Source organism: Collimonas rhizosphaerae (genome assembly GCF_038896935.1).
In the GTDB taxonomy this organism is placed as follows: Bacteria; Pseudomonadota; Gammaproteobacteria; order Burkholderiales; family Burkholderiaceae_D; genus Collimonas; species Collimonas rhizosphaerae.
On sequence record NZ_JBANDC010000024.1, the window covers coordinates 1 to 24506 of the forward strand.

General features: G+C 61.2%; 22 protein-coding genes and 1 riboswitch. Of the genes, 6 read left to right on the forward strand and 16 right to left on the reverse strand.

The window, feature by feature from the left end:
- Positions 1–1399 (reverse strand): beta strand repeat-containing protein (locus V8G57_RS23605; protein ID WP_425458324.1); only part of this gene is annotated, 1399 nt, incomplete at its 3' end.
- 1202 nt (positions 1400–2601) lie between these two features.
- Positions 2602–3243, reverse strand: coding sequence for a LysE family translocator (locus tag V8G57_RS23610; protein ID WP_092399842.1), 642 nt, complete (start codon positions 3241–3243; stop codon positions 2602–2604).
- Between the two features lie 229 nt (positions 3244–3472).
- On the opposite strand from V8G57_RS23610, the gene V8G57_RS23615 reads away from it, so the two are divergent.
- Positions 3473–5059: a porin gene (locus V8G57_RS23615; RefSeq protein WP_342831454.1), complete on the forward strand. Its 1587-nt coding sequence runs from the start codon at positions 3473–3475 to the stop codon at positions 5057–5059.
- A gap of 84 nt (positions 5060–5143) precedes the next feature.
- On the opposite strand, the gene cfa is transcribed toward V8G57_RS23615, so the two are convergent.
- The 3 genes from cfa to V8G57_RS23630 form a co-directional block, all read right to left on the reverse strand.
- The gene (gene cfa / locus V8G57_RS23620) at positions 5144–6304 is read right to left on the reverse strand and encodes a cyclopropane fatty acyl phospholipid synthase (protein WP_342831456.1); all 1161 of its coding nucleotides are present in this window, start codon (positions 6302–6304) and stop codon (positions 5144–5146) included.
- A 291-nt stretch (positions 6305–6595) separates the two neighbouring features.
- Positions 6596–7243 carry a LysE family translocator gene (locus V8G57_RS23625; RefSeq protein WP_342831457.1) on the reverse strand — a complete coding sequence of 216 codons (648 nt, stop codon included), beginning with the start codon at positions 7241–7243 and terminating at the stop codon, positions 6596–6598.
- A gap of 35 nt (positions 7244–7278) precedes the next feature.
- The gene (locus V8G57_RS23630) at positions 7279–8127 is read right to left on the reverse strand and encodes an aldo/keto reductase (RefSeq protein WP_342831458.1); all 849 of its coding nucleotides are present in this window, start codon (positions 8125–8127) and stop codon (positions 7279–7281) included.
- A 128-nt stretch (positions 8128–8255) separates the two neighbouring features.
- On the opposite strand from V8G57_RS23630, the gene V8G57_RS23635 reads away from it, so the two are divergent.
- Both V8G57_RS23635 and V8G57_RS23640 read left to right on the forward strand, forming a co-directional pair.
- Complete coding sequence (locus V8G57_RS23635) at positions 8256–9098, forward strand: isocitrate lyase/PEP mutase family protein (RefSeq protein ID WP_342831459.1); 843 nt, start codon at positions 8256–8258, stop codon at positions 9096–9098.
- Positions 9099–9328: 230 nt separating this feature from the next.
- Positions 9329–11101, forward strand: a complete 1773-nt coding sequence (locus tag V8G57_RS23640) for a M14 family metallopeptidase (RefSeq protein ID WP_342831460.1) — start codon at positions 9329–9331, stop codon at positions 11099–11101.
- Between the two features lie 492 nt (positions 11102–11593).
- Here the strand turns inward: V8G57_RS23640 and V8G57_RS23645 are convergent, their stop codons facing one another.
- The 11 genes from V8G57_RS23645 to V8G57_RS23695 form a co-directional block, all read right to left on the reverse strand.
- Positions 11594–13189, reverse strand: a complete 1596-nt coding sequence (locus V8G57_RS23645) for a GMC family oxidoreductase (protein WP_342831461.1) — start codon at positions 13187–13189, stop codon at positions 11594–11596.
- 160 nt (positions 13190–13349) lie between these two features.
- A complete protein-coding gene (locus tag V8G57_RS23650; RefSeq protein ID WP_038492120.1) occupies positions 13350–13574 on the reverse strand; it encodes a hypothetical protein in 225 nt (74 codons plus the stop codon).
- A 124-nt stretch (positions 13575–13698) separates the two neighbouring features.
- Positions 13699–14019 carry a hypothetical protein gene (locus V8G57_RS23655; protein ID WP_092399726.1) on the reverse strand — a complete coding sequence of 107 codons (321 nt, stop codon included), beginning with the start codon at positions 14017–14019 and terminating at the stop codon, positions 13699–13701.
- Positions 14020–14156: 137 nt separating this feature from the next.
- Entirely contained in the window at positions 14157–14807 is a 651-nt protein-coding gene (locus V8G57_RS23660; RefSeq protein ID WP_342831463.1) for a Pr6Pr family membrane protein, read from the reverse strand.
- A 19-nt stretch (positions 14808–14826) separates the two neighbouring features.
- Positions 14827–15453 carry a riboflavin synthase gene (locus V8G57_RS23665; RefSeq protein ID WP_342831464.1) on the reverse strand — a complete coding sequence of 209 codons (627 nt, stop codon included), beginning with the start codon at positions 15451–15453 and terminating at the stop codon, positions 14827–14829.
- A gap of 17 nt (positions 15454–15470) precedes the next feature.
- On the reverse strand, positions 15471–16559 hold the full coding sequence (gene ribD, locus V8G57_RS23670; RefSeq protein ID WP_342831465.1) for a bifunctional diaminohydroxyphosphoribosylaminopyrimidine deaminase/5-amino-6-(5-phosphoribosylamino)uracil reductase RibD: 1089 nt from the start codon (positions 16557–16559) through the stop codon (positions 15471–15473).
- 112 nt (positions 16560–16671) lie between these two features.
- The gene (locus V8G57_RS23675; protein WP_342831466.1) at positions 16672–17595 is read right to left on the reverse strand and encodes a PilW family protein; all 924 of its coding nucleotides are present in this window, start codon (positions 17593–17595) and stop codon (positions 16672–16674) included.
- The gene (locus V8G57_RS23680) at positions 17589–18131 is read right to left on the reverse strand and encodes a GspH/FimT family pseudopilin (protein ID WP_342831467.1); all 543 of its coding nucleotides are present in this window, start codon (positions 18129–18131) and stop codon (positions 17589–17591) included. Before V8G57_RS23680 ends, V8G57_RS23675 begins: the two co-directional genes overlap by 7 nt.
- A gap of 112 nt (positions 18132–18243) precedes the next feature.
- Positions 18244–18711: a transcriptional regulator NrdR gene (nrdR, locus tag V8G57_RS23685; RefSeq protein WP_014007375.1), complete on the reverse strand. Its 468-nt coding sequence runs from the start codon at positions 18709–18711 to the stop codon at positions 18244–18246.
- A gap of 206 nt (positions 18712–18917) precedes the next feature.
- Complete coding sequence (glyA, locus tag V8G57_RS23690) at positions 18918–20165, reverse strand: serine hydroxymethyltransferase (protein ID WP_342831469.1); 1248 nt, start codon at positions 20163–20165, stop codon at positions 18918–18920.
- Positions 20166–20251: 86 nt separating this feature from the next.
- Positions 20252–20377, reverse strand: a riboswitch (ZMP/ZTP riboswitch).
- 133 nt (positions 20378–20510) lie between these two features.
- Complete coding sequence (locus V8G57_RS23695) at positions 20511–22859, reverse strand: TonB-dependent receptor (RefSeq protein WP_342831470.1); 2349 nt, start codon at positions 22857–22859, stop codon at positions 20511–20513.
- Between the two features lie 35 nt (positions 22860–22894).
- On the opposite strand from V8G57_RS23695, the gene V8G57_RS23700 reads away from it, so the two are divergent.
- The 3 genes from V8G57_RS23700 (at position 22895) to ybgC (ending at position 24436) form a co-directional block, all read left to right on the forward strand.
- Positions 22895–23191, forward strand: a complete 297-nt coding sequence (locus V8G57_RS23700; RefSeq protein WP_342831471.1) for a hypothetical protein — start codon at positions 22895–22897, stop codon at positions 23189–23191.
- Complete coding sequence (locus V8G57_RS23705) at positions 23136–23882, forward strand: SDR family oxidoreductase (protein WP_342831472.1); 747 nt, start codon at positions 23136–23138, stop codon at positions 23880–23882. Before V8G57_RS23700 ends, V8G57_RS23705 begins: the two co-directional genes overlap by 56 nt.
- 89 nt (positions 23883–23971) lie before the next feature.
- Positions 23972–24436, forward strand: coding sequence for a tol-pal system-associated acyl-CoA thioesterase (gene ybgC / locus V8G57_RS23710; RefSeq protein ID WP_342831473.1), 465 nt, complete (start codon positions 23972–23974; stop codon positions 24434–24436).
- Positions 24437–24506 lie beyond the last annotated feature (70 nt).

Genomic DNA, 24506 nt, shown 5'->3' on the forward strand with positions numbered 1-24506 from the left:
CTTCGTTGAGCACGGCGTTCAAAGCCACTACGCCGTTCTGGCCAGTGATGTCGCCTTGCACAGTCAGCGTATGGTAGTTGCCCGCCACCGGGGCGGCAAACGATACCAGGCCGGCATGGTTCAGGTTCTGCACCGTCGAACTGCCTGCCATCTGCCACTGGCTGCCGGCGTCCAGCGACACATTGCGCACGGTACTGGTCGCACCGTTCCATAACGACCGGTTCTCCAGCGATACATCGACGATGGCGTTGCCGTTGGCGACGATATCGCCAACAGCATGTACCTGACCGTTGAGATTGAGCATCGATTGGGTGCCGGCGCCGGCATCGAGCAGAATGCCAGTGCCGCTGCTGGCCTGCGTTCCGTTGAGCAGGCTGATCTGCACCGGCCCACCAGCCACGCTGATGGCAGGGTCGGCAATCACTTCGATCGCCGCGCCGTTAGCGCTGTTCAACACACTGTTGCTGACGCGAGCCGTTGCAGCCAGCGCCCCGTTTTGCAGCTGCAGCGCCGAACCGCCTGCGCCGGTTGCCTGGATCGAGGTATCGATAAAGGTGGCGTCACCGCCGGCAGCGATCAAGGCGCCCGCCGCCGCCGCACCGCTGGCCAGCACGCTGCCGCCCTGGAACGCCAGGGTAGTGGTCGCGGCATCGCCGGCGGCGCCTACTTGCAGGCCGTGGCTATTCGCGCCCTGCGTGGTTACCTGCGTATTGAGGAATTTCCCCTGCCCGCCGCCGACAATCTGCGCGCCGATGCTGCCGTCGCCGGCGGTAGTGATCGCACTGTTGGAGGCCAGCAGCTCAGCGGCCGGACCATCTGCACGGGCACCGGCACTGGCCGCGCCGGCAGTGCTGATGCGCGTGCCATCCGCCGCCAGCACGGCGCTTGCGCCGGTTGTGTCGAGTACGTGCAAGCCGATCGCGTTATCACCCGTGGTGTTTACCTGGGTATCCAGCAACGTTGCGCTGCCGCCGCCATTACCCACGGTGACGGCGGCGCCGGTGCTGTTGATGTACCCGCCCCGAACCAGCGCGGCGGCGCCCTGGTTGACGACCAGGCCCTGTGCGCCTTCTCCTGCGCTGTCGAGCGCAACGTCGGTAAGGCCGATCAGGCTGCCGCTGCCCGTCGCCAAAGCGCCGATACCGAGTGCGGTATCACTCGCCGACCCGGTATCTACGGAGAGGACGCCGCCACTCATCGCGATGATGGAACCCGAACCGGCATTGAGGCCATAGGCATTCGTGAAGCCGCCGGCGTTGTTCAAGCTTGCTGTTACGTGGATGCTGGTATCGGTCAGATTGACGCGGGTACCACTGTTGAAAGTAGCAACACCGTCGAAGGGATCACTCCTATTGAGACCACCACCACTGCCAAACACAACGATACGACTGTTAGTCACAGTAACCTCAGCACCGCCGGATGCAAGAATACCGGCAGTCAGACCTCCAGGATTGTTTGACACATCAAGTGTGCTATCCGCCACAAATACCTGCGCACGGCTCTCTGCAGACACACCAGTACTGCCAAAGACGCCAGAACCTGTAGTAGTCAAGGATGTGTTGCGGATATTGAGGATGGCGGAATTGGTAGCGCGAGCACCTCCCTGGGAAGCAATCACTGTACCGTTATCAAAGTCGAGCTGACTGCCGGTACGTGACACCAACATGCCGTTCCCGAAAGTACCAGTGGCCAGCACGTTAACTGCGTCGGCAGTCAACGTGCTGCCGCTGTTTACAGATAATCCAACGACCGAACCGGCACCATTGCTGAAATCGCTGTTTGATACCGTGATGTCACTGTTGGTCAAAATGACTTGCGAAGCGTCTTGAGCATACACACCTCTTATGTCGCCACGGGTATTACTGGCACTGGCCACCACATTAATGGCTGTGCTATCCACTCTCAACGTTGCCATACTGCTGGCCGCCGCACCAGTACCAGCACTGGTGATACTGCCTCCCCGAAAGTCGATCAGGCTGCCAGCGTCAGTGACGCTCACACCCGGGAGGCCAGTCAATGTGCTAACTGCATTCACCGGACCGCTAGTAATAATGCTGCCACCTCCGAAAGCCCGCAAGGCAGCAAGGCCACCGTTCGCGTCATAATCTCCCGAGGCGATCAGATGCTCACCAGGCCCAGCCACCAGCGGCGAGTTGGCCGCATGGACGGATGTAAATGGCGCACACAGCAGGCTGCTGACGGCAAGCGCTAGAGTGTGCTTTCGGAATTGCGGTGGTGAAGTCAGTGTACTCATGGTTCTTTACAGTTAGTTGAAAGTGATACCTGGAATAAGCAACTCGCAACTATGCGGAACCGACTCGTTATCGAATATAAGAAAAGTCTTAATTAAGGAAATGCCTAATCTTTAATTAAGGTAATTCTGAAATTCCTGCGAGAAACATGTACAGAGGAAACAAAAAAGCCGGCATGAGGCCGGCTTGCTGAAGGGAACAAGAAAATTCTTACGCCAGCTGGGAATTACCCACAACGTGGCGCGCGGGAGAATCGGGCGCGATGCCGCCCCGCTGATATTTAAGAAAAAACTTAGAACGCGGCCCGGACATCCGCATGTCCGAGCTCGTCAGATGCAGTTGGGCGCGCTTAGGCGCTGCGCTTGACAAAAAACAAGGCCGTCCCCACTCCCATCAGCACGCCGCCGAAGAAACGGTTCTGTTTCCTGACCGCGCGCGCATCGCGGAAATAACCCTGCATGGTCGATGCGGCAAAGGCATAGCTGTGCATCACCACCAGGTCGACCGTGCACATGGTGACGGCCAGCAGCAGCAACTGCGGCAGCAAGGCGCTGCCGGCGCTGATGAATTGCGGCAGCACCGCCACCATGAAAATGATTCCCTTGGGATTGGTGGCATTGGTCATGAAGCCCAGCAGCATGCGCTTGCGCATGGTCGGCGGCGTCGATTGCAGGGCCGGCTCAGGCTGCTGCAGCGCGGCGGCGTCGACCTTGGCGCGCCACTGGCTCAGGCCGAGGTAGATCAGGTACAGCGCGCCGACCGTCTTGACCACCGTGAACATGGTCTCCGACGCCAGCAGGATCGAGCCGACGCCGGCGCCGGCCACAAACAGGATCAGCAGCAAACCCAGCTGCAGGCCTGCGATGGTCGCCGAGGTTTTCTTGACGCCGTACGACAAGCCGTGCGACATCGACAACACCGCGCCGGAACCGGGAGAAATGGCGATCAGCCAGCAGGCGGCGAAAAAGGTAAACCAGGTATGGAAGTTCATGATCAAAAAAAGAGGATTTAACGGCCTTGGACGGAATTCAGGAGGATATCACCGACCGCCGATCCAGGCTTGCGCGCAAGCGCTGCAAAATTACCACAGGGACTTTTCAGCACGCGCCCCGCGCTGCGATTATTTTTAAAAAACTTGAGCTAAGTCAACGCAACGCAGCCACCGATGGCAGCACTCTGAACCGTCGTACAAAAAATTTTCCTATAACGATGGAGACAACATGACGTTCAGGCTGAAGCCGCTGCAAGCGGCATTTATCGTTGCATTTTCCCTTCCCTCACTGACACTGTCCACCGTGGCCAAGGCCGACCCGGCAACCGATGCCCGCATCGAAGCGCTGGAACAGCAGGTAAAACTGCTGACCACAAAACTGCAGCAGGTATCGACCAAACAAGACGCTCCGGTTACTGCTGCGGCGGAAGTCGCCGCAGCACCTGCGGCATCGCCGGCGCTGGGTGAACGAACGCGCAAGTTCTTCGAGGCGATCAAGGATGTCGAGTTCTACGGCAACCTGGATGTGTCGGTCGACGGCAGCACCAAGGGCTTGAAGAATTCCTATAACGACGTCGGCGGCAACCGGGTGGTGTCGCCGGTCGGGCAAAACGGCTGGCAGTCCGACCTGTCCACCAACCTGTCCTACGTCGGCATACGCGGCAAGCATCCGGTCGGCGATACCTTGTCGCTGGTCTACCAGCTGGAAACGCAGATCGACATCACTGCGACCGCCGGTTCCGCCAATTCCACCAGCGCCCAGGACACTACCGTCAAAGGCGCACTGACCACGCGCAACAGCTATGTCGGACTGGCCGACGCCAGGTGGGGCGCGGTCAAGATCGGCAAGACCGACGCGCCGTACAAGACCTCCACCGCGCGCATGAATCCTTTCTCCGGCATGTGGGGCGACTACTCGGTCATCATGGGCAATACCGGCGGCGACAACCGGGTCGAATTCGGCACCCGCCTCGACCATGCGCTCTGGTACGAATCACCCAAGTGGCATGGCTGGAGTTTCAATGCGCTGATCTCGCCGGGCCAGAACCGCGGTTATGAAAACTCGATCCAGGCCAGCGGCGAATCGAGCTGCACCGGCGGCAATATCCCGGGCAGCGGCGGCGGCGCGATCGCTTGCGTCGACGGCAGCTACGGCACCGCCTACAGCGCCAACGTCGCCTATGAAAACGGACCGCTGTACGTGACCGGCGCCTATGAGCTGCATTCCAGGGTCAACCGCACCGGCGACGTGGCCGGCACACCGCAGGCGCTGGCCAGCCCGATAGGACTGGATCCGAACGATGTCGGCAACGAGTATGCCTACAAGATCGGCGCCCAGTACGCCTTCCCGACGAAGACCACGCTGAGCGCCATCTACGAGGTGATGCGCAGGAATATCCCGGCCTACCTGAACGAGCAGAACGAGCGCTCGCGCAACGGTTACTGGCTGGCGCTGACGCAGGAGCTGACGCCGGACGACAGCCTCTCGGTCGGCTGGGCCCACGCCAACGCCACGCCTGGCGATCCAGGCCAGCACAATACCAGCGCGGCCGACGGCATCGGCACCATCAGCCCGGACAATGCCGCCAACATGTACACCGTGGCGTATAAACACAAGATCGACAAGCAGACCACCTGGTATGCGAACTATGCGGTGACCGCCAACCACGCCCTGGCCCACTATGACCTGGGAGCGGGCGGACGCGGCGTGACGACCGACTGCCACGACGGCCAGACGATTGCGGCAGGTGCGCCGAACTGTTATGCGGGGGGACGCCTGCAGGGCATATCGGCGGGCGTGAATTACAAATTCTGAGCAGGGCGTGCAGTTGCACCCACATGAATCCAGCGCGGTAGCGCGCGGGCAAGAATCCTTGCCCGCCCTACTCTCTTCTTCCCCCTATCGTATCGAACGATAGGGGGCGCTGCGTCCGCGCTTGCTTAATACCAGCTGCCAGAGCTGGCCCTGGCCAGAGCGGAAGAAACCTGCCGAAGAGAGGATGAAGTATTTCCACATGCGGTAAAAGCGCTGGTCGTATTTTTCCGACAGGCGCGGCCATGCGCGCTCGAAATTGTCCCACCAGGCCATCAGGGTCAGGTCGTAGTCGCGGCCGAAGTTATGCCAGTCTTCGATCAGGAAACGTCCTTCCAGCACCTGCGTGATTTCCTTCGCCGAAGGCAGGTGGCCGTTCGGGAAAATGTACTTGTCGAGCCAGACGTCGCGCTTCTTTTCGGTGACGTAGTTGCCGATGGTGTGCAGCAGGAATAAACCCTCTGGCGCCAGCAGCTTGCCGGCGACATCGAAGTACTCGGCATAATTCTTGGCGCCGACATGCTCGAACATGCCGACGGAAACGATCTTGTCGTATTGCCCGCTGAGCTGCCGGTAGTCGGTCAATTCAATCGTGACCGGAAGGCCGGCGCAGCGCGCTTGCGCGAGTTTTTGCTGTTCCTTGGAAATCGTGATGCCGGTCACTTGCGCCTGGTAGCGTTCGGCCGCATAGCGGGCCAGTCCGCCCCAGCCGCAGCCGATATCCAGCAGGCGTTCGCCGGGCTTGAGCTCCAGCTTGCGGCAGATCAGCTCCAGCTTGTGCTGCTGCGCTTCTTCAAGGTTGGCGGCGCGCGGCCAATACGCGCAGGAATACATCATGTACGGATCGAGCATGCTCTCGAACAGGTCGTTGCCGATATCGTAGTGCTGCTCACCGACCTGGAAAGCGCGGCCCTTGGTTTGCAGGTTGAAAAAATTCTGGCGCAGGATTTCCAGGAAAAAACCAATCTTCGCGGGGCCGACCACTGTCTGCTCAAGGTCGTGGCTGGTGACTCGGAAGAAGAATTCGTCGAGCCTGTCGCAATCCCAGTCGCCGTCCATGTAGGACTCGCCAATGCCAAGCTCCCATTTGGTGAACATCTTCTGGAAGAACACCGGATCATGGATCTGCATGTCCCACGGCTGATCGCCGTTGAGCTGGATGCCGGCATGCTCGAACAGCTGCCGGATGATCCTCGGCGCATTCGCCGTCATGTCGAACGTTGCGGGGACAGCCTTCGTTTTATCCATGTAGTACTTCCTTCAAGGGTAGTGCTATGGAACAGAATGACAGACGCAGCTAACTGGGGTCAGAGTGAACTTTCTGCGCGCTTTTTGCAGAAACTTCACTCTGACCCCATTTAGCGGGCCACGGAGTACTTGCCTCATCGTTAAAAAAAACAAAACCGCGTGTGCGCTCTGTCTTTCTCCGAATCCGTCATGTGGGATCAGAGTCAAGTTTCGCGATGAAACGCTGCGAAAGTTGACTCTGACCCCAGATGACTCTTGCCGCCGCGATGCCATGGAGGACCGGTGCCAACCTCAGCTGGCAGGACGCCGCAGGAACGCCAGCAGCAAGCCGAAGCCGATCATCAGCGTGCCGCTGGCGCGGTTGAACCAGCGGAAGCGTCCGGCGGCGCCGGTAAAGGTTCCAAGCCTGGCGCCGATGGCGGCGTAGATGGCGATCGCGATCAGTTCAAGCAGCAGGAAGGTCGCGCCGAGCACGACGAAGCTGGCGGCGTACGCTGAGCGGTCGACAAACTGCGGGAAGAATGCGGTGAAGATGAGGATCGCTTTCGGGTTGCCCGCCGCTACCAGGAACTCTTGCCTGGCGAGCCGGCGCAGCTTGTCCGCCGGCGTTTCCAGGCTGGCCTGGATCTTATCGGCCGCGCCTGCCAGCGCGACCGGCGCGGCGCGGAACAGCTTGATGCCGAGCCAGACCAGGTAAGCCGCGCCGCCGAATTTCAGCAGCGTGAACAGCGTTTCCGACGCCAGCAGCAGCGCTCCCAGTCCGAGGCCGGAAATGGCGATCATGGCCGCAAACGCCAGCAGCCTTCCAAACGCGGCAAGGATCGAATAGCGCATGCCGTCGCGCGCGCCGTTCGACAGCGACAGCACGTTGTTCGGACCGAACGCCATGTTCAGCGCGAAACAGGCGGGCAGGAAAAGCCAATAGTTCTGGAATGACATCGGGTGTGCCTCTCAGTGGTTTTTTAGAAAAACGCTTATCTCATATCCAGCGCGCTGCCATGCCGCGGCGGCGGAAACCCCTGGTCAAGCTCCGCCAGGTCCTGCGCCGTAAGCATGACATCAAGCGCCGCGCGGTTCTCGCGCACATGCGCCGGATCGACTGCCTTGGGAATGACGATCACCTGCTCTTGCTGCAGCAGCCAGGCCAGCGCGATCTGCGCCGGGCTGGCTGCGTGCCTTGCCGCGACCGCCAGCAGATGCGGGTTGCCGAGCAAGCGCCGCTGTTCGTTGGCGGAAGACTCCAGCGGCGAATACGCCATCACCGGTATCGCACGCTCGCGGCACCACGGCAGCAAATCCCATTCGACGCCGCGCCGCTTCAGGTTGTACAGCACCTGGTTGACCGCGACCTCTGCGCCGCCGGGCAATTCGCTTGCTTCCTGCATGCCGTCGCGGTCGAAATTGCTGACGCCGAAATCGCGTATTTTTCCGGCCTTCTTGAGCGACTCGAACGCTTCCAGCGTTTCCGCCAGCGGCACCGAACCGGGCCAGTGCAGCAGGTAGAGATCGATGTGGTCGCTGCCGAGCCGCTTCAGGCTGCGTTCGCAGGCGGCCTGCATGCTGCGCCTGCCGGCGTTGTGCGGATAGACCTTGCTGACCAGGAAGACCTCGTCGCGGCGCCCTGCAATGGCCTCGCCCACGACTTTCTCGGCGCCGCCGTCGGCATACATCTCGGCGGTGTCGACCAGCGTCATGCCGAGCTCCATGCCTAGCCGCAGCGCGTCGACTTCACGCTTTTTTTGCGCCGGGTCTTCTCCCATGTACCAGGTTCCCTGTCCCAATGCGGGGATGGCGACGCCTGAAGGTAAAAGCAAAGTTTTCATTGCTGGAATTGCAATCCGTATGGTTGATTTTGCGCCACGGGTCGGGAACAGCAGTTTTTTCCAAGTTTTAAAGCTGCCTCCCTCCTACACTCGATTTCATTCTACAACGTAATCAAATGGAGAAAACCATGCAATCCAGCGCCGCCCAGCAGCATGCCAACGCCTTTCACCAGCTGCACCTCGGCCCTGCGCCGCTGACTTTATTGAATGCCTGGGATGCCGTCAGCGCCCGCATCCTCGAACGCGCCGGCGCCCCGGCCATCGGCACCACCAGCGCCGGCATGGCCTGGGCCGCCGGTTACGCCGACGGCGAGCAGATGCCGGCGGCTGAACTGCTGGCTGCCTGCGCCCGCATCTGCCGGGTCGCCGGCGTGCCGGTGAGCGTCGATATCGAGCGCGGTTTCGGCCGCAGCACCGAGGAAGTGTGCGATGTAGTACGAGCATTGGCAGGGATGGGCGTGGCCGGCATCAACATCGAAGACGGCGTACTGCCCGGCACGCGCCAGCTGGCGCCGCCGGAAATCCTGTGCGAGCGCATAGGCGCGCTGCGCAAGATGCTGGCGCAGATGGATGCGCGGCTGTTTATCAATGCTCGCAGCGACACCTATTTTGTCGCCAACGATGATCCTGTTGCGCGTTATGAAGACACGGTGCGGCGCGCGCAGATGTATGCGGCGGCCGGCGCCGACGGCATCTTCGTGCCGGGCCTGGCGCGCATCGAAGAGATCGCCCGCTTCACGCAAACAATCCCTCTGCCGGTGAATATCTACGCCGGTTATGCCGGCGCGCCCGCGGTCGATGTGTTCAGGCAGGCCGGCGTGCGGCGCATCAGTGTTGGCTGCGGCCCCATGCAGTCGGCGCTTGGCCTGCTGCACCGGATCGCCGGCGAGGCGCTCGGCCAGGGCAGCTTCGGCGCCATGGGCGACGGCATGCTTGCGGCAGGCGAAATCAACGCTCTTTTTTCCCGCTAACTTCACCATCAGCCTGCGAGGATCCGGCCAGCGTCAGCGATGAAACGCTGGAGGTTTGTCTGCGGGCACATTGGCGGCGTGCGGCCGGCTGAGATGCGCTGCACCGCTCCCGATTGCAGCCGGGGTGGTGACAGGCAAACAACCAGATGCCACTAAGCAATATTCTCGCAGGCGCGCTAGAATCCCTCCATCATTTTGTTGTCCGTCACCTAACCGTTGGAGCTTGATTCATGCTGCGTTCTGCCGTGCTGTCCGCCCTGCTTACCCTCTCCGCCACTCCCTTCACCCACGCCGCCGACCCTGCCCTGAGCACGGTCGCCGAGCGTTCCGGTTTCCAGAAAACCGGCCGCTACGAAGAAGTCATCGCGCTCTGCGCCGCTTTCCAGAAAGCCTATCCGAAGCAGGTGCGCTGCACCGAGTTCGGCCGTACGCCGGAAGGCCGGCCGATGCTGGCGCTGATCGCCTCGCGCAGCGGCGCCTTGACCGCGGAAGCCGCGCACAAGCGCAACCTGCCGGTGCTGCTGATACAGGGCGGCATCCACGCCGGCGAGATCGATGGCAAGGATGCCGGTTTCCTGGCCTTGCGTGAAGCGTTGCAGGATACCTCCGCCAATAGCGTGCTGGACAAGCAGGTGCTGGTCTTCGTGCCGGTGTTCAATATCGACGGCCATGAGCGCTTTGGCCGCTGGAACCGTCCGAACCAGCGCGGCCCGGAAGAAATGGGCTGGCGCACCACCGGCCAGAACTTCAACCTGAACCGCGACTACGCGAAGGCCGACGCGCCGGAAATGCAGGCCATGCTGCAGCTGGTCAACCGCTGGGATCCGCTGGCGTATATCGACCTGCATGTCACCGACGGCGCCAAGTTCGAGCACGACGTTTCGATCCAGGTCGAACCGGTGCACGCCAGCGACCTCGCCCAGCGCAAGGACGGCGAGGCTTTGCGCGACGCTGTCATCAGCGATTTGAGCAAGCAGGGTTCGCTGCCGCTGCCGTTCTACATGTCGTTCAAGGTTGACGACGATCCCAGTTCCGGTTTTGTCGACGGCGTCTCGCCGCCGCGTTTTTCAACCGGCTATTTCCATCTGCGCAACCGCTTCGGCATGCTGGTGGAAACCCACTCCTGGAAAGATTATCCGACCCGGGTGCGCATCACGCACAACACCATTGTCTCGATCATGGCGCAGATCGCCGCGCACGGCGACGCCTGGCTGAAGAATGCGCAGCAGGCCGACCTGCGCGCCGCCAGGCTGGGCGGCCAGCCGGTTGCGCTGACTTACGAGGCGAGCGAGAAGACCCGTCCGGTGGCGTTCCGCGGTTATGAATATACGCGCACCCAGTCGGATATTTCGGGCGCGCTGATGACACGCTACGACGAAAGCAAGCCGCAGATCTGGAATGTGACGGTGCGCGACGACCTGCAGCCGGACCTCAGCGTCAACGCGCCGCAGGCCGGTTACCTGGTGCCGGCGGCGCACGCTGCCTGGGTCGGGCAAAAGCTGCAGCAGCACGGCATTGCTTTCCGCGTGCTGCCGGCGGCGCTGAACCGGGTAACGCTGGAAACTTTCCGCGCCACCAAGACCGCCTTCGATGCGCAACCGATGGAAAGCCACCAGTTGCTCAAGTTGCAAGGCGCCTGGCACAGCGAAACGCGCGACCTCGGCGCCGGCGCCCTGTTCGTGCCGATAGCCCAGGCCAAGGCGCGGCTGGTGATGGCGTTGCTGGAACCGCAGGCGCCAGACTCATTGGCGGCTTGGGGCCGTTTCAACAATGCCTTCGAGAAGAAGGAGTATATGGAAGCGTATGTGGCGGAAGATGTCGCGCGCGAACAGCTGGCGGCGGATCCGGCGCTGGCGGCCGAGTTCAAGCAGAAACTGGCCGACGATCCGGCGTTTGCCAAAGATCCGGCGGCGCGGCTGGAGTTCTTCGCGCGCCGTCATTCTTCGTGGGATGAGCGCTTTAACCTGTATCCGGTGATGCGGACCGCGGTTGTGCCGGGATAAACACGTCCGGCTGGGCAGCCGGGCTGCCGGCCGGGAATTACTTCTGGTTGTTGCCGATTTTTTTCGACAGGTAGAAACGCAGGGCAAAGGCGGCGACAACGGCGATTAAAGGCAGGGTTTGAACGAAAGTCATGGCAGGGCTCCGGTTAAATAGACTGTGTTGATGCATCGCAGCATATAAAAACGGAGGGTTTATTGCCAATTCTTATTTCTGATTCCTTATATAAGTTTCGTGAATATCACTCTCGCCGCCGAACCGGCTCCACCATATAAAAAGCCCGCTATCTTTAACGATGCGGGCTTCCCTGTCTCCTCACCTCTAGAGAGATGGACTCTTTTTTGCGTGAAGCGATACTGAGCCAAAAAACTTTAACCGTCATCATGCGCCGCAACATAGCGTTGTTTTGCGCCAACAGGCGCATATGCCGCTTGCCTTGTCAGGCTGTTTTCGCGTAGCGGCAGCGATATTCGTCGCTGCCGGCGCCTTTGCCGTCATCGCCCTTGCCGTATGAAATCCACCGCTTTCTCGGCGATCATGATGGTGGGGGCATTGGTATTGCCGCCGATCAGGGTCGGCATGATGGAGGCATCGACCACCCGCAGGCCCTGGATGCCGCGCACCCGCAAGGTCGGATCCACCACGGCGGCCTGGTCGACGCCCATCTTGCAGGTGCCCACAGGGTGGTAGACCGTATCGACGTGCTGCCTGAGGATGGCGCGTATCTGTTCGTCCGACTGCACGCCTGCGGTGCGTATGTCGCGCGTGCTGTAGGCGGCCAGCGCCGGCGCTTCAAGCAGTTTGCGGGTGGCCTTGAAGCCGGCCACCATGTCTTCCAGGTCTTGCGGATGGTCCAGGAACTTGGGGTCGATCAGCGGCGCGTCCTGCGGATTGGTGTTGCGCAGGCTGACGTGTCCCACGCTTTTCGGCCGCAGCAGGCAGACATGGCAGGAGAAACCGTGTCCCCAGCGCAGCTTGCGGGCATGGTTCTCCAGGCAGCCGACGACAAAATGCAATTGTAGGTCCGGCGCCGGCAAATCCGGCCGGGTCTTTAAAAAACCGCCGCATTCGGCGACATTGCTGCTCAACATGCCGCGCCTTTCCTTGCGGTAGCGCTGCAGCTCCTTGAACATGCGCAGCGCGCCGCCGGCGGAAATGCCGAAGGTGTCCAGGCTGTCGGACTGATGGCAAAACACAAAGTCGGGATGATCCTGCAGGTTCTTGCCGACGCCCGGCAAGTGGTGCTGCACGTGAATGCCCAGCTTGCGCAGTTCGGTGCCGTCGCCGATGCCTGACAGCATCAGCAGCTGGGGCGACTGGAAAGCGCCGGCGGCCAGGATCACTTCGCGCCGGGCGCGCAGCACACGCAACGTGCCGCCCTGCCGGACTTCAACGCCGACCGCCCGTCCCTGCTCGATGACGAGGCGTTCGGCATAGGCGCCGGTCTCCACCCTAAGGTTGCTGCGCTGTCCCAGGTGCGGCATCAGGTAAGCGCGCGCGGCGCTCCAGCGTTCGCCGTTTTTCTGCGTGACCTGGTAAACGCCGAGACCTTCTTGCTGCTCGGCGTTGAAATCCGCGCTCAGCGGATAACCGGCCTGGCGCGCGGCTTCCAGGTAGTGCTGCTGGATCGGGTTGTCGCTGCGCAGGCCGCTGACCCATAAAGGCCCGTCCTGGCCGTGCCAGGCGTTGGCAAACTGTTCGTTATGCTCTGATTTCTTGAAATAGGGCAGCACATCGTCGAACGACCAGCCGCTATTGCCGAGCCGGGCCCAATGATCGTAATCGGAACGATGGCCGCGGATATAGACCATGGCGTTGATGGCCGATGATCCGCCCAGCGCCTTGCCGCGCGGCTGGTAACCGCGGCGGCCGTCGAGGCCGGCTTGCGGCACGGTCTCGAACGCCCAGTTGTTGATCCGGGTCGGCACCATGGCAACCGCGCCGACCGGCATCTTCACCACCCAGCTGTCGCCGCTGCCGCCGGCTTCCAGCAAGCATACCGATATTCCAGGATCTTCCGTCAGGCGGCCTGCCATGACACTGCCGGCCGAACCGCCGCCTATCACCACGAAGTCGAACTCATCGCTCACTGTGCGTCTCCCGCTCTGGTTATATTTATGTGCCTGGACAAGCCAACGGCAACAAATTTAACAGCTGCGGGAGAATCACGCCATGTGGCGGGCTAGAACATTTGTTTCAATTACGCAAAATATGCAATCGGGAAACAATCGGGGACATGCGGCAATCGCTTCAGTGCGCTTTCGACATGACTACCAGCCATTTGCGAAACAGCAATATTTCGAGATGGCCAGCCTGGATGCCGGCGTTGCATTCGACCACGGGATTGCTTCGATAGAGGCGCTTGTAGAAATCGCGGCAGATGAACAGCTCACGCTTGCCGAAGCGCATCAGGATTGAGGAAGGGGTAGACTCCATACCAAAGCGGGAGCCGGAGGTAATGTCCAAGTTCGTCATGGCAGCAATTCCAATCTCGTTGAAGGGAATTGCACTGTACCATAACTACTGTATATGCATACAGTAAATTGCAGCGTGTCTGTTTTTAGTCACGCTGCCGACCGGCAGCGTGACCTGATTCTAATCAACGGCGCCAGCCGCGGTCATGCCAGTAATGGTCATGCCAGCCGCGGCCACCGCGCCAGTATCCCGGACGGCCGTAATAAGCCGGCGGATAGTAGCCAGGGGCGCCATACACCACGACCGGAGGCGGCCGCACATACACGGGCGGCGGCGGTGCGTAATAAACCGGTGGCGGCGCATAGTAGACCGGCGGCGGTGCGTAGTAGGCGGGGCCAGGCACACCGATATTCACCGACCAATGTGCTCCGGCAAACGCCGGGGCCGCCGCGAACATGCCGACAGCAAGCATTCCGAACAGGGCAACGCGCATGGGGTTTTTCATGGCAATTCTCGATGGCTTTGAGTTAAACATGACTATATTTAACCTAATTTTTGAAGGTGGCGCTACGTACAAGTCGTAAGGCCTGTAACAACATGTATCGCTGTATATGAACTGTGGCTTTTTTCGTACACCCGGGCTTAATCGATCGCCAAGTCCTGACGCCTGTAACGGGCAATCGCAACCAAGGCCATTGCGATCAGGAAAAATCCCACCAATAGCATGGCGGCATTGGCCATCACCCGCGGATAACCGAGCTGGAGGACATTCAGGAACGGATAGGGATAAAAACCCGACAAGCTGCCGCGCACCATTGCCATCACGAAATAAGCCAGCGGGTAGACCAGCCACAGCAGGCTGTCTTTTGCCTGCAGGCCGCTCTTGACCGCGAACAGCAGCCAGTACGACACGAACAGCAACGGCACCACGGTGTGCAAACCCTCGTCCGACAGCCTGTGCAGGCCGGTAAACGGCGCATGGTTGCGCAGCAGGAGGTTGTAGCCAAGGCCGACAAAGATGATGTACAGGGCCATCGCGGTGAGCACCCCGGGCCGTGAGAAAAACCGGCCGGACGCGGAATCAGGCTGAAGCAGCAGCAGCGTGCAGCACACCGCCAGCAGGACATTGGTAAGGATGGTCAGGTAGCCGAACATGCGCCAGACGGCCTCGCCGTAGGTCATGCCCTTGGCCACCAGGATCGGGATCGAAATGGAAAATTGCGCGGCGATGGAAAACCATGCAACCAGCGCAATCAGCAGCAGCAACAGCTGCGGTGCGATAGCTTTTTTCATGGGCGCATTCCGGGATGCTTTAAGAAGCCGCACCCTGGTCGACGCTCAGCATGCGTTCCACATAGCGTGCGATCAGGTCCACTTCCAGGTTGACCTGCTTGCCGACCTGCAGATGTTTCAGCGACGTCACTTCAATCGTGTGCGGAATCAGGTTGATCGAAAACAGGCAGCCATCGGCCACATCGTCGACCCGGTTGACCGTCAGCGAGACGCCGTTGACCACCACCGAGCCCTTGTAGGCAAAATATTTGGCAAGATCGCGCGCAGCCTTGATCACCAGCTCCCAGGACTCGCCCACCGGCTCGAATTTCTGCACCAGCCCGAGGCCGTCGACATGGCCCGACACCAGGTGGCCGCCCAGGCGGTCGGCCAGGGTCAGGGCCTTTTCCAGGTTCACTTCGCCGGTGGCGTCGAGGCCGACGGTACGGTTCAGGCTTTCGCGCGAAACGTCGACTTCAAAGCTGCCGGCGCTCTTTTCGACCACGGTCATGCAGGCGCCGTTGAGGGAAATCGAATCGCCCAGCGCGACATCGGCCAGCGACAGGGCGCCTGCGTCGATCTGGAGCCGGACTCCATCATCGGTACTGGAACCCAGCGGTTTGACGGAAGTGATTTTGCCGACGGCGGCGACGATACCAGTGAACATGATGGCAATATAAAAAATTAACGGAATCGTGCAAGGATACGCAAATCCTCGCCTATCTGCTTGATTTCATGAAATTTCAGGCTTAACTTGTCATCCAGGTTTTCCAGCGCCGGCAGGCTGAACATGCCGCGGCCGTCGCCCAGGATCGAGGGCGCCAGGTAAACCAGCAATTCGTCGACGCAATGTTCGCGGATCAGCGAGGCGTTCAGCTTGGAGCCGGCTTCGACATGCAATTCATTGATCTGGCGCTTGCCGAGTTCGCGCATGACTTGCGGCAAATCGACCTTGCCGGCGGCGTTCGGCAGCACCACCACTTCAGCGCCCTGCTGCTCCAGCAAAGCCTGTTTTTCCGGATTGGCGGCAGCGCTGAACACCAGGTTGCCGCCGCCCACCAGGATTTTTGCGTCCGGGCTGATGCTCAGCTTGCTGTCGACGATCACCCGCAGCGGTTGCCGCGACACCGGCGGCACGGTGCGCACCGTCAGCTGCGGATTGTCTTCTTTCACGGTGCCGATGCCGGTCAGGATGGCGCCGGCGCGGGCGCGCCACATGTGGCCGTCGTCGCGTGCCGCCTGCGAGGTGATCCACTGGCTCAGGCCGTTATGCAGCGCGGTCTTGCCGTCCAGGCTGGCGGCCACTTTCAGCCTGACCCAGGGCTTGCCGGTTTGCATGCGCGTGAAGAACCCGATATTCAGCTCGCGCGCCTGCGCCGCCAGGACGCCCGATTCGACCGCGACCCCTGCCGCCTGCAGGCGCGCCATGCCCTGCCCCGCCACAAGCGGATTGGGATCGCCTATGGCCGCAACTACCTTGGCTACGCCGGCCTGCACCAAGGCATCGGCGCAAGGCGGCGTGCGGCCGAAATGACTGCAAGGCTCGAGCGTGACGTAGACGGTGGCGCCGCGCACATCGTGGCCCTTGGCGGCAGCATCCTGCAGCGCCTGGATCTCGGCGTGGTTACCGCCCGGCGGCTGGGTGAACCCGCTGCCGATGACCTGGCCGTCCTTGACGATCACGCAGCCGACGGCGGGATTCGGCGCACTTGACAGCAGGCCGTTTTCGGCGAGCTGCAGGGCTTGCGACATCAACTGTTCAGCCGCGCTCATGGAAAAAACCTGGAAATCATGTGAAAGCCGTGAGAAAGGATAGATGCGTTGATTGTACAAAAATATGCCGACGCCATCGTTAATTAAAATGCGATGCCGGGTATTGCCGGCTTCAAGGCGGCGCCAGGCTCGCCGCGGCGCGGTTGCGCAAGGTAACCACCCGTTTGAATACCGCCCGCAAGCGGCGGTCGCCTGCCAGCCTGGCCGTACCGCTGCAGTCGACGTAGCGCTGCGGGCCGGTGGCCAGCTGGATTTCTCCATGCAACTGCAGGCACAGGCTGACGCTGACGACCCGCTCCCAGTTCTGCAGCTGGTCGTCAGACAAGGCCGTCACTTGGGTTGCGTTCAAGAACTGGCGCGGCGTCGTGTCGCCAACTGCCGCCACGCCGTATGTCAGCCTCATGTCCTCGACATTATTGACGATCGGCTGCGCGTTGTTGCTGCCGTTGCCCTGGCAATAAAGCGAGCTGGCGCCGCTGCCGGCGTGCACCGCAGCAAAATAATGATTGCTGGCGATGGTGACGGACGGCGCCAGCATGTACGCCGGATGGCCTGGCGGCACTGCATTCGACGCCACTCCCGCGCCATGGCAATCGACGCCGGCGCCGCTGGCCGGATCGGGGTAGTCATCCGTCCGGTAGCGGACTTCGAAAGCGGCCATCCCGGGCGCCGTGCTGCAGGAGAAATCCTTGCCTCCGGGCCCCAGCGGCTTGACGAAACCATGCTCGCAGCCGCGCAGCCCCTGGGCCGGCGCGCCGTCGGCCAGGATGAAATCGGTGATGGGCGCAGCTCCGGGCGCGGCGCTGGCCAGGTTGCCAAACCCTGCCTGCCGCAGATCCCTTTCCATCAGGACCATGGCGTAATTGCCGTCCTGGTGCAGCCGCCGTTTATCCTCGTTCAAACGGAAGCTGGCTTTGCTGCCGAGATAAAGCGACGTGCACAGCAGCAGCAAACCGGAAGCAATCGCCAGCGCCACCAGCAATTCCACCATCGAAAGTCCGGCTTGCCTGTTGCAGATGGATGCAGGATTCAGCATTCGGCAGTGTCAGGCTTTACGCTGATGCGGCCGGTGCTGGAGATGCATACCGTGCGCGCGAACTCGCCGTTGTGGCTGACGGCCAGCTTGGCGAAACTGCTGCTGGCGTTGCCGCCGCTGTTATAGGTGATCGTTTTCCTGGTGGCGGCGACCTGGCTGCTGTCATCCAGCGCCCCCTGCCGCGACAGGATCTGGCCGCTGTCGGCCACCTGCACCAGCCAGCCGGCGCCCCAGTCGTCGGCGGCGCGCTTGGCCGTAGCGGCCGCACTGCATGCGGCGGCGGCTGTGTCGGCGTCTATGCTGCGGCACACCTGCACCCCGCGGCCGCGCTGGATGGCTTCGCTGCGCGCCAGCGTCAGCGCGGCAACCAGCTGGCTGGTGTCTGCGGCCAGCCGGTTCTGGACCAGGAACCCTCGCATGGCTGGCGCCGCCAGGCTCAGCAAGATGCCGGCGATTGCCAGCGCGATCATGGCTTCGATCAGGGTCAGGCCCGCATCGGGCGCAATCACGCGCATGGACGTTCGCAGCAAATGCATAAGGCGCTCCTGGCCAGGTAGTATTCATTTCATTTTCATCAATCATTCTGACAAAAAAATAGCGCCGGACAGGCCGGCGCTAGCGTATTTAAGAAATGACTTCCTGCAGGATTTATTTCCTGCGGCTTGGCGGCCCGGAGAATTCTTCGATCATGTTCTGGAATTCCGCCACATCCTCAAAACTCTTGTAGACCGAGGCGAAACGGATATACGCAATCTTGTCCAGGCGCTTGAGCTCGCGCATCACCAGCTCGCCGACATGGCCGGACAGCACTTCGCGCTCGCCGCTCGACAGCAGTTTTTCCTTGATGCGCTGCAGGGCTTCGTCCAGCGCCTCGACCGACACCGGCCGCTTGCGCAGGGCCAGCATCAGGCTGGCGCGCAGCTTGAGCGGATCGAAATCGGTGCGGCTGCCGTTCTTTTTGACGATCACCGGCATCGCCAGTTCTATCCGTTCGAAAGTGGTGAAACGTTTGTCGCATTGCATGCAACGGCGCCGGCGGCGAATCGAGTCGCCCTCTTCCGACACCCGCGTGTCGAGCACCTGGGTTTCTTCATGCTGGCAGAATGGACATTTCATGATGGCGGTAATCCGAAAGTGATTGCAACAGGCTGTGTCGGCAGTTCCATCTCTACATTATTCCTTTTTGCGGCCATGCGCCGATTTGAAACAAACCGGCGTTACATGGCGCATGGGCCCGTGCAGAGTTCAAGCTGCGCCGGGCCCATGGCTCTAGCCGCTTACCGACAGGCTCTGCAGCGCATCGGCAACCGGTGTTTCAAGCATCAAGCTGCATATACCGGGAAAGCGTCGGTCAGTTTCTTGACTTCGGCCTTGACCCGTTCGATGGTCGCTGCGTCATGCGGATTGTCGAGCACGTCGGCGATCAGGTTGCCGACCTTGGTCGCTTCCGCTTCCTTGAAACCGCGGGTAGTGAACGCCGGGCTGCCGACACGGATGCCGGATGTGACGAACGGCTTTTCCGGATCGTTAGGAATCGCGTTCTTGTTGCAAGTCATGTGCGCCGCGCCCAGGATCGCTTCGGCTTCCTTGCCGGTGATCTTCTTGGCGCGCAGGTCGACCAGCATCACGTGCGATTCGGTACGGCCGGAAACGATGCGCAGGCCGCGCGCGATCAGTGCTTTCGCCAAAGCGTCGGCATTCTTCACGACTTGCTGCTGGTAAGTCTTGAATTCCGGCGTCAGCGCTTCCTTGAACGCCACTGCCTTGCCGGCGATGACGTGCATCAGCGGACCACCCTGGATGCCTGGGAAAATCGCCGAGTTGATGGCTTTCTCGAATTCGGCCTTCATCAGGATGATGCCGCCACGCGGGCCGCGCAGGGATTTGTGGGTGGTCGAAGTCACGAAGTCGGCATGCGGCACCGGGTTCGGGTATTCGCCCGCAGCGATCAGGCCGGCGTAATGCGCCATGTCGACCATGAAATAAGCGCCGACTGCCTTGGCAACTTTGGACATGCGCTCGAAATCGATGCGCAGCGCATAGGCCGAAGCGCCGGCAATGATCAGCTTCGGCTTCTTTTCGTGCGCCAGGCGCTCGAATGCTTCGTAGTCGATTTCTTCTTTTTCGTTCAAGCCGTAGGACACCACGTTGAACCACTTGCCGGACATGTTCAATGCCATGCCGTGGGTCAGGTGGCCGCCTTCCGCCAGCGACATGCCCATGATGGTGTCGCCTGGTTTCAGCATGGCGAAGAATACGCCCTGGTTGGCTTGCGAGCCGGAGTTAGGCTGGACGTTGGCGGCTTCGGCGCCGAACAGTTCCTTGACGCGGTCGATCGCCAGCTGCTCGGCGATGTCGACGAATTCGCAGCCGCCGTAGTAGCGCTTGCCTGGATAACCTTCGGCGTACTTGTTGGTCAGCTGGGTGCCCTGCGCTTCCATGACGGCAGGCGACGTGTAGTTTTCCGACGCGATCAGCTCGATGTGTTCTTGCTGGCGGTGGTTTTCTTTCTGGATGGCGCTCCACAATTCCGGATCGACATTGGCGATGGTATGGTTTTTTTCGAACATGTGATACTCCAAACGATAAGGGTGTGCCTAAATCGAATGAGGGCCAGGATAAGGGGAAATGCGGCAGCCTCAGTCGTACTTTCCATTAGGGCTGCCCAGGCGCACGGCGGATGAAATCTCACGCTTCCCGGTGGATGCCCACCTTTTGCCGAAGCCGCCGCGATCTTATGAATCCGCGCGGTCCGGTTTTTTCGCCAGTCACGTGAGACGAAATGGTGCGGCTATTGTAAGCGAAGCACCTGGTTTGGGCAAGATTGGGCGTAGGCCTTGAGGCGGAATAAAAAAAGCCGTCCCGGAGGACGGCTCTTGCACGAAACCTGCCAAAAAGATAATTATTGCAGATATTTATATCTTGCCCGCCAGGCTGACGCCTATGGTGCGCGGCGCGACCCGGTAGCCTTCCGATACCGATTGCACGTTCGGACGCTGGATCACCTTGTCGCTGTTGGTTAAATTCTTGACAAACAAGGTCAGCTCCCAGCGGTCATAGGTGGCGCCGACGCTAGCATCGACGGTGCTGTAGGCCGGACGCTGGTAATCCGGGTCGGTAGCCACCAGGGTGCCGTGGCTGCTGCCGGTCCAGTGCGCGGCGGCGCGGGCGAAGCCGTAATAGTCGCCCGGCAGGTTGAAGGAGTACTGGCCGGTCAGGCTCACGTTGTATTTAGGCACGCCCTGGATCGGATCGCCGGCGTGCGCTTTCAGCGACGGCACGTCGGACGACAGGGTGGCCTTGGTGTAGCCGCCGGACAGGCCGAGCAAGATGTTGGAAGTCGGCTTGCCCTTGATCTCGAACTCGGCGCCGTAGCTCTTGGCCTTGCCGACATTGGTTTCATAATCGAAGCCGCAGCCCGGCAGCTGGATATCCTGCTGCAGGCCATCCCACTGGATATAGAACACGGAAGCGTTGACCGACAGGCGGTTGCCCAGCAGGCGCGACTTGTTGCCCAGTTCATAGCTCCACAGCTTGTCGGACTTGAACGAAGTCGGCGCCTCGGTGATGCCGAGATTGGCGAAGTCGGAGGCGCACAGCGAGGCCGGGATCGGACGGGTATTGCCGCCCAGCCGGAATCCTTCGGTGGCCGAGGTGTACACGGTGTTGTTGGGATCGACTTCCCAGATCAGCGAAAACTTTGGCGTGAGCTTGGAAGAACTGCTGCTGACCGATGAACTGGTCGGGCCGCCGTTCCAGTAATCGTCGCCGTTGCGGCTCAGGCTGTCGGTGGCTTGCAGGTAACGCAGGCCGACGGTGCCGTGCAGGGTCGGCACGAAATAGTAATTGAGCTCGCCGAACACCGCTTTCTGCTCGGTACGGTAGTGGCGCTCGCTGAAGTAGGAATTATCGTTCGGGAAAGCGATCCCGAGCTGGCCCGGATCGGCCGGATTGGCGCCGAACGCGGCGTAAGTGGCGTTCAGGCCGAAGATCGGCTCGTTGTCGGTGACATTGGTGTGCAGGTTGGCGTAATAGACGCCGCCCAGCCAGGTGAAAGGCGACACGTTCTGGTCATACGGCTTGGAGGCGACCCGGAATTCCTGCGAGAACTGCCGCACCTGGTTCTGCAGGTATACCGCCGACGGCAAGGCGCCGATCGCGGCCGCCAGGCCGGGCGGCGTGTCCGGCACCGCGGAACCGAGGTTGTTGACGGTGGTGCCGTCCTGGGTGCGGTTGAAGGTGCGCTGGTAAAAGCTGGAAACCGACACCAGGTCAGCCTTGCCCATGTCGTAGTTGACGGTCAGGCTGGGCACCAGCAGGCGGTCGTTGCCCGGTTCGCGCACCAGCTTGCTGGTCTGGTTCTTGGGCAGGGCCAGGTAGGAGGCATCGATATCCTTGGAATTGACTTCCTGGTAGAACACCGAGGGCGTGATGCTCAGGTTGCGGGTCGGCTGCCATTTCATGGCCAGTTTCACCACGCTTGAATCCTGGGAGTTGATGCCGGAAGCGATCACATTGCCTGTGGTTGGCGATACCTGGTCGATATAGCCGCTTTCATGGCCGGTCTGGATACCGATGCGCAGCGCCAGTTCGCCCGGGATCAGGGGCTGGTTGACGACGCCGTTGACGGTGTAGTTGGTGCCGCCGCCCTTGGTCCCCGACACTTCGGAATAGACGCTGGCTTCGCGCTCCTTCAGGTTGGGCTGGTTGCTGATGAACTTGATGGTGCCGCCCATCGAACTGGCGCCATACAGCGTTCCCTGCGGGCCGCGCAGCACTTCGATGCGGTCGATGTCGAAGAACTTCGGTTCGGAACTGCCCATGCTGTACAGGTTGCGGGTGGTCATCGAAACGTCGTCGAGATAGACGCCGACGGTAGCCGAACCGGCGGCCGAACTGATGCCGCGGATTTCGATATTGCTGAGGCCGGCGCCCGCGCCGCTGGCGCCCGAGAACGAGATATTCGGCATGGCCCGCGTGACGTCGGCAAAGTTGTTGATGTGGGCGGCTTGCAATTCCTCGCCGCTGATCACCGAAATGCTGAGCGGCACCTTGCTGGCGTCCTCCTTGCGCTTTTGCGCCGTCACCACCACCGCTTCAATCTGCTCGCTCTGCTTCGCCGTTTTTTTCACTTCGGGCGCGGCGGCCGGATCGGCGCCGGCAGGCAGCTGTTGCGCGGCGGCCGTCGCTGTCGCCAGCAGCAAGGTGGAAGTTGCTGCGGCCGCAGCAATCGCGCAGGTCAGATTCGAGGAACCAGGTCTCATTGTTTTATAACCCTTATCGTAGACAGCAGTGAAAAATGCTGCTCAGCAATATTTGTGCCACGCCACGTTTCCCGGCAACGCCGGGCATCGATACCAGCGGCGATCTTGCCGGGTCAAAACCGGGGCCGGTTCCTGTGCCACGTTCTGGTGCGGCCTGCACCAAGGCCAATACCGGGCCGCCGTTCTGCGATAGGCAATGGCGGCCCGCCAAATTGGGCTACAATTTCCGGCTGGACCAACACCGCAACGCAATACGCAACGACAGGAGCATTGACCATGATTGTCTTGATTACCGGCGCAACCGCTGGCTTCGGCGCCGAAATGGCACGTAAATTCACCAAGAACGGCCATCGGGTCATCGCTACCGGCCGCCGCAAGGACCGGCTCGACCAACTGGCCGCTGAACTGGGCGCGGCCGTCCTGCCGATCGTCATGGACGTCACCGACAAGGCTTCGATCAGCAGCGCGCTGGTGGCGCTGCCGCCGGAATGGCAGGAAATCGACGTGCTGGTCAACAACGCCGGCCTGGCGCTGGGCGTGGAATCGGCGCAGCAAGCCTCGCTGGAAGAATGGGAAACCATGATCGAAACCAATTGCAAGGGCCTGGTGACCATGACCCGCCTGGTATTGCCCGGCATGGTGGAACGCGGGCGCGGCACCGTCATCAACCTCGGCTCCATCGCCGGCGAATATCCCTATCCGGGCGGCAACGTGTATGGCGCCACCAAGGCTTTCGTCAAGCAGTTCACGCTGAACCTGCGCGCCGACCTGGTCGGTACCGGCGTGCGCGCAACCGATATCGCGCCGGGCTTGTGCGGCGGCACCGAATTCTCCAACGTGCGCTACCGCGGCAACGACGAAGCGGCCGCCAAGGTATATGAAGGCACCCAGCCGCTGACGCCAGGCGATATCGCCGACACCGCCTACTGGGTCGCGACGCTGCCGCCCCACATCAACATCAACCGCATCGAAATGATGCCGACCTGCCAGGGTTTCGCCGGCATGAGCATCAAGCGCAACTGAGCCGCAGGCCAAGCCGAAACGGCTGCAGCGCGCTTCCCGCCTGCAGCCCGTCCTCCTGATTCCCCTCTACGACAGAAGCAAGCCAGACGATGAGCAACCCGACCTCCGCCCCGCATCCAGACTTCAGCTGGCGCATCCGTGTCTATTACGAAGACACCGATACCGGCGGCGTGGTGTTTTATGCCAACTACCTGAAATTTTTCGAGCGCGCCCGCACCGAATGGCTGCGCGCGGCCGGCGTCGGCCAGCGCGCGCTGGAGCAGGCCGACGGCGTCATGTTTGTGGTCAAAAGCACCAGCGTCGACTATCATGCGCCGGCCAAGCTGGACGACGAGCTGCAGCTGACCGTGGTGGTCGAGCGCATCGGCCGCGTGGTGGTCGACTTCATCCAGCAAGCCTGGCGCCTCGGCGAGGATGGACCAACCTTGCTGGCCACCGGCCGCATCAGCGTGGCCTGCGTGAACGCCGGCAGCTTCCGGCCGCAAGCCATTCCCAAGCAGGTGCTGCACAAGATCAAGCCCGGCGCCGCTGATTCCGTGCCGGCAGCGGCATAAAGCTTGCTTTAATGCACTCAGCCAAATAGTTCGCGGCGGCAACCCTTGAACCTTCCGGCGCCGGGCATGG

Coding starts and splice junctions, on each gene's coding strand:
- ybgC (WP_342831473.1), top strand. CDS start 23,972: ATGAGCAACCCGACCTCCGCCCCGCATCCAGACTTCAGCTGGCGCATC.
- V8G57_RS23675 (WP_342831466.1), bottom strand. CDS start 17,595: ATGCTGAATCCTGCATCCATCTGCAACAGGCAAGCCGGACTTTCGATG.
- V8G57_RS23705 (WP_342831472.1), top strand. CDS start 23,136: ATGATTGTCTTGATTACCGGCGCAACCGCTGGCTTCGGCGCCGAAATG.
- ribD (WP_342831465.1), bottom strand. CDS start 16,559: ATGAGCGCGGCTGAACAGTTGATGTCGCAAGCCCTGCAGCTCGCCGAA.
- V8G57_RS23695 (WP_342831470.1), bottom strand. CDS start 22,859: ATGAGACCTGGTTCCTCGAATCTGACCTGCGCGATTGCTGCGGCCGCA.
- V8G57_RS23615 (WP_342831454.1), top strand. CDS start 3,473: ATGACGTTCAGGCTGAAGCCGCTGCAAGCGGCATTTATCGTTGCATTT.
- V8G57_RS23665 (WP_342831464.1), bottom strand. CDS start 15,453: ATGTTCACTGGTATCGTCGCCGCCGTCGGCAAAATCACTTCCGTCAAA.
- V8G57_RS23640 (WP_342831460.1), top strand. CDS start 9,329: ATGCTGCGTTCTGCCGTGCTGTCCGCCCTGCTTACCCTCTCCGCCACT.
- V8G57_RS23650 (WP_038492120.1), bottom strand. CDS start 13,574: ATGACGAACTTGGACATTACCTCCGGCTCCCGCTTTGGTATGGAGTCT.
- glyA (WP_342831469.1), bottom strand. CDS start 20,165: ATGTTCGAAAAAAACCATACCATCGCCAATGTCGATCCGGAATTGTGG.
- V8G57_RS23660 (WP_342831463.1), bottom strand. CDS start 14,807: ATGAAAAAAGCTATCGCACCGCAGCTGTTGCTGCTGCTGATTGCGCTG.
- nrdR (WP_014007375.1), bottom strand. CDS start 18,711: ATGAAATGTCCATTCTGCCAGCATGAAGAAACCCAGGTGCTCGACACG.
- V8G57_RS23610 (WP_092399842.1), bottom strand. CDS start 3,243: ATGAACTTCCATACCTGGTTTACCTTTTTCGCCGCCTGCTGGCTGATC.
- V8G57_RS23700 (WP_342831471.1), top strand. CDS start 22,895: ATGCTGCTCAGCAATATTTGTGCCACGCCACGTTTCCCGGCAACGCCG.
- V8G57_RS23630 (WP_342831458.1), bottom strand. CDS start 8,127: ATGAAAACTTTGCTTTTACCTTCAGGCGTCGCCATCCCCGCATTGGGA.
- V8G57_RS23635 (WP_342831459.1), top strand. CDS start 8,256: ATGCAATCCAGCGCCGCCCAGCAGCATGCCAACGCCTTTCACCAGCTG.
- cfa (WP_342831456.1), bottom strand. CDS start 6,304: ATGGATAAAACGAAGGCTGTCCCCGCAACGTTCGACATGACGGCGAAT.
- V8G57_RS23625 (WP_342831457.1), bottom strand. CDS start 7,243: ATGTCATTCCAGAACTATTGGCTTTTCCTGCCCGCCTGTTTCGCGCTG.
- V8G57_RS23655 (WP_092399726.1), bottom strand. CDS start 14,019: ATGAAAAACCCCATGCGCGTTGCCCTGTTCGGAATGCTTGCTGTCGGC.
- V8G57_RS23680 (WP_342831467.1), bottom strand. CDS start 18,131: ATGCATTTGCTGCGAACGTCCATGCGCGTGATTGCGCCCGATGCGGGC.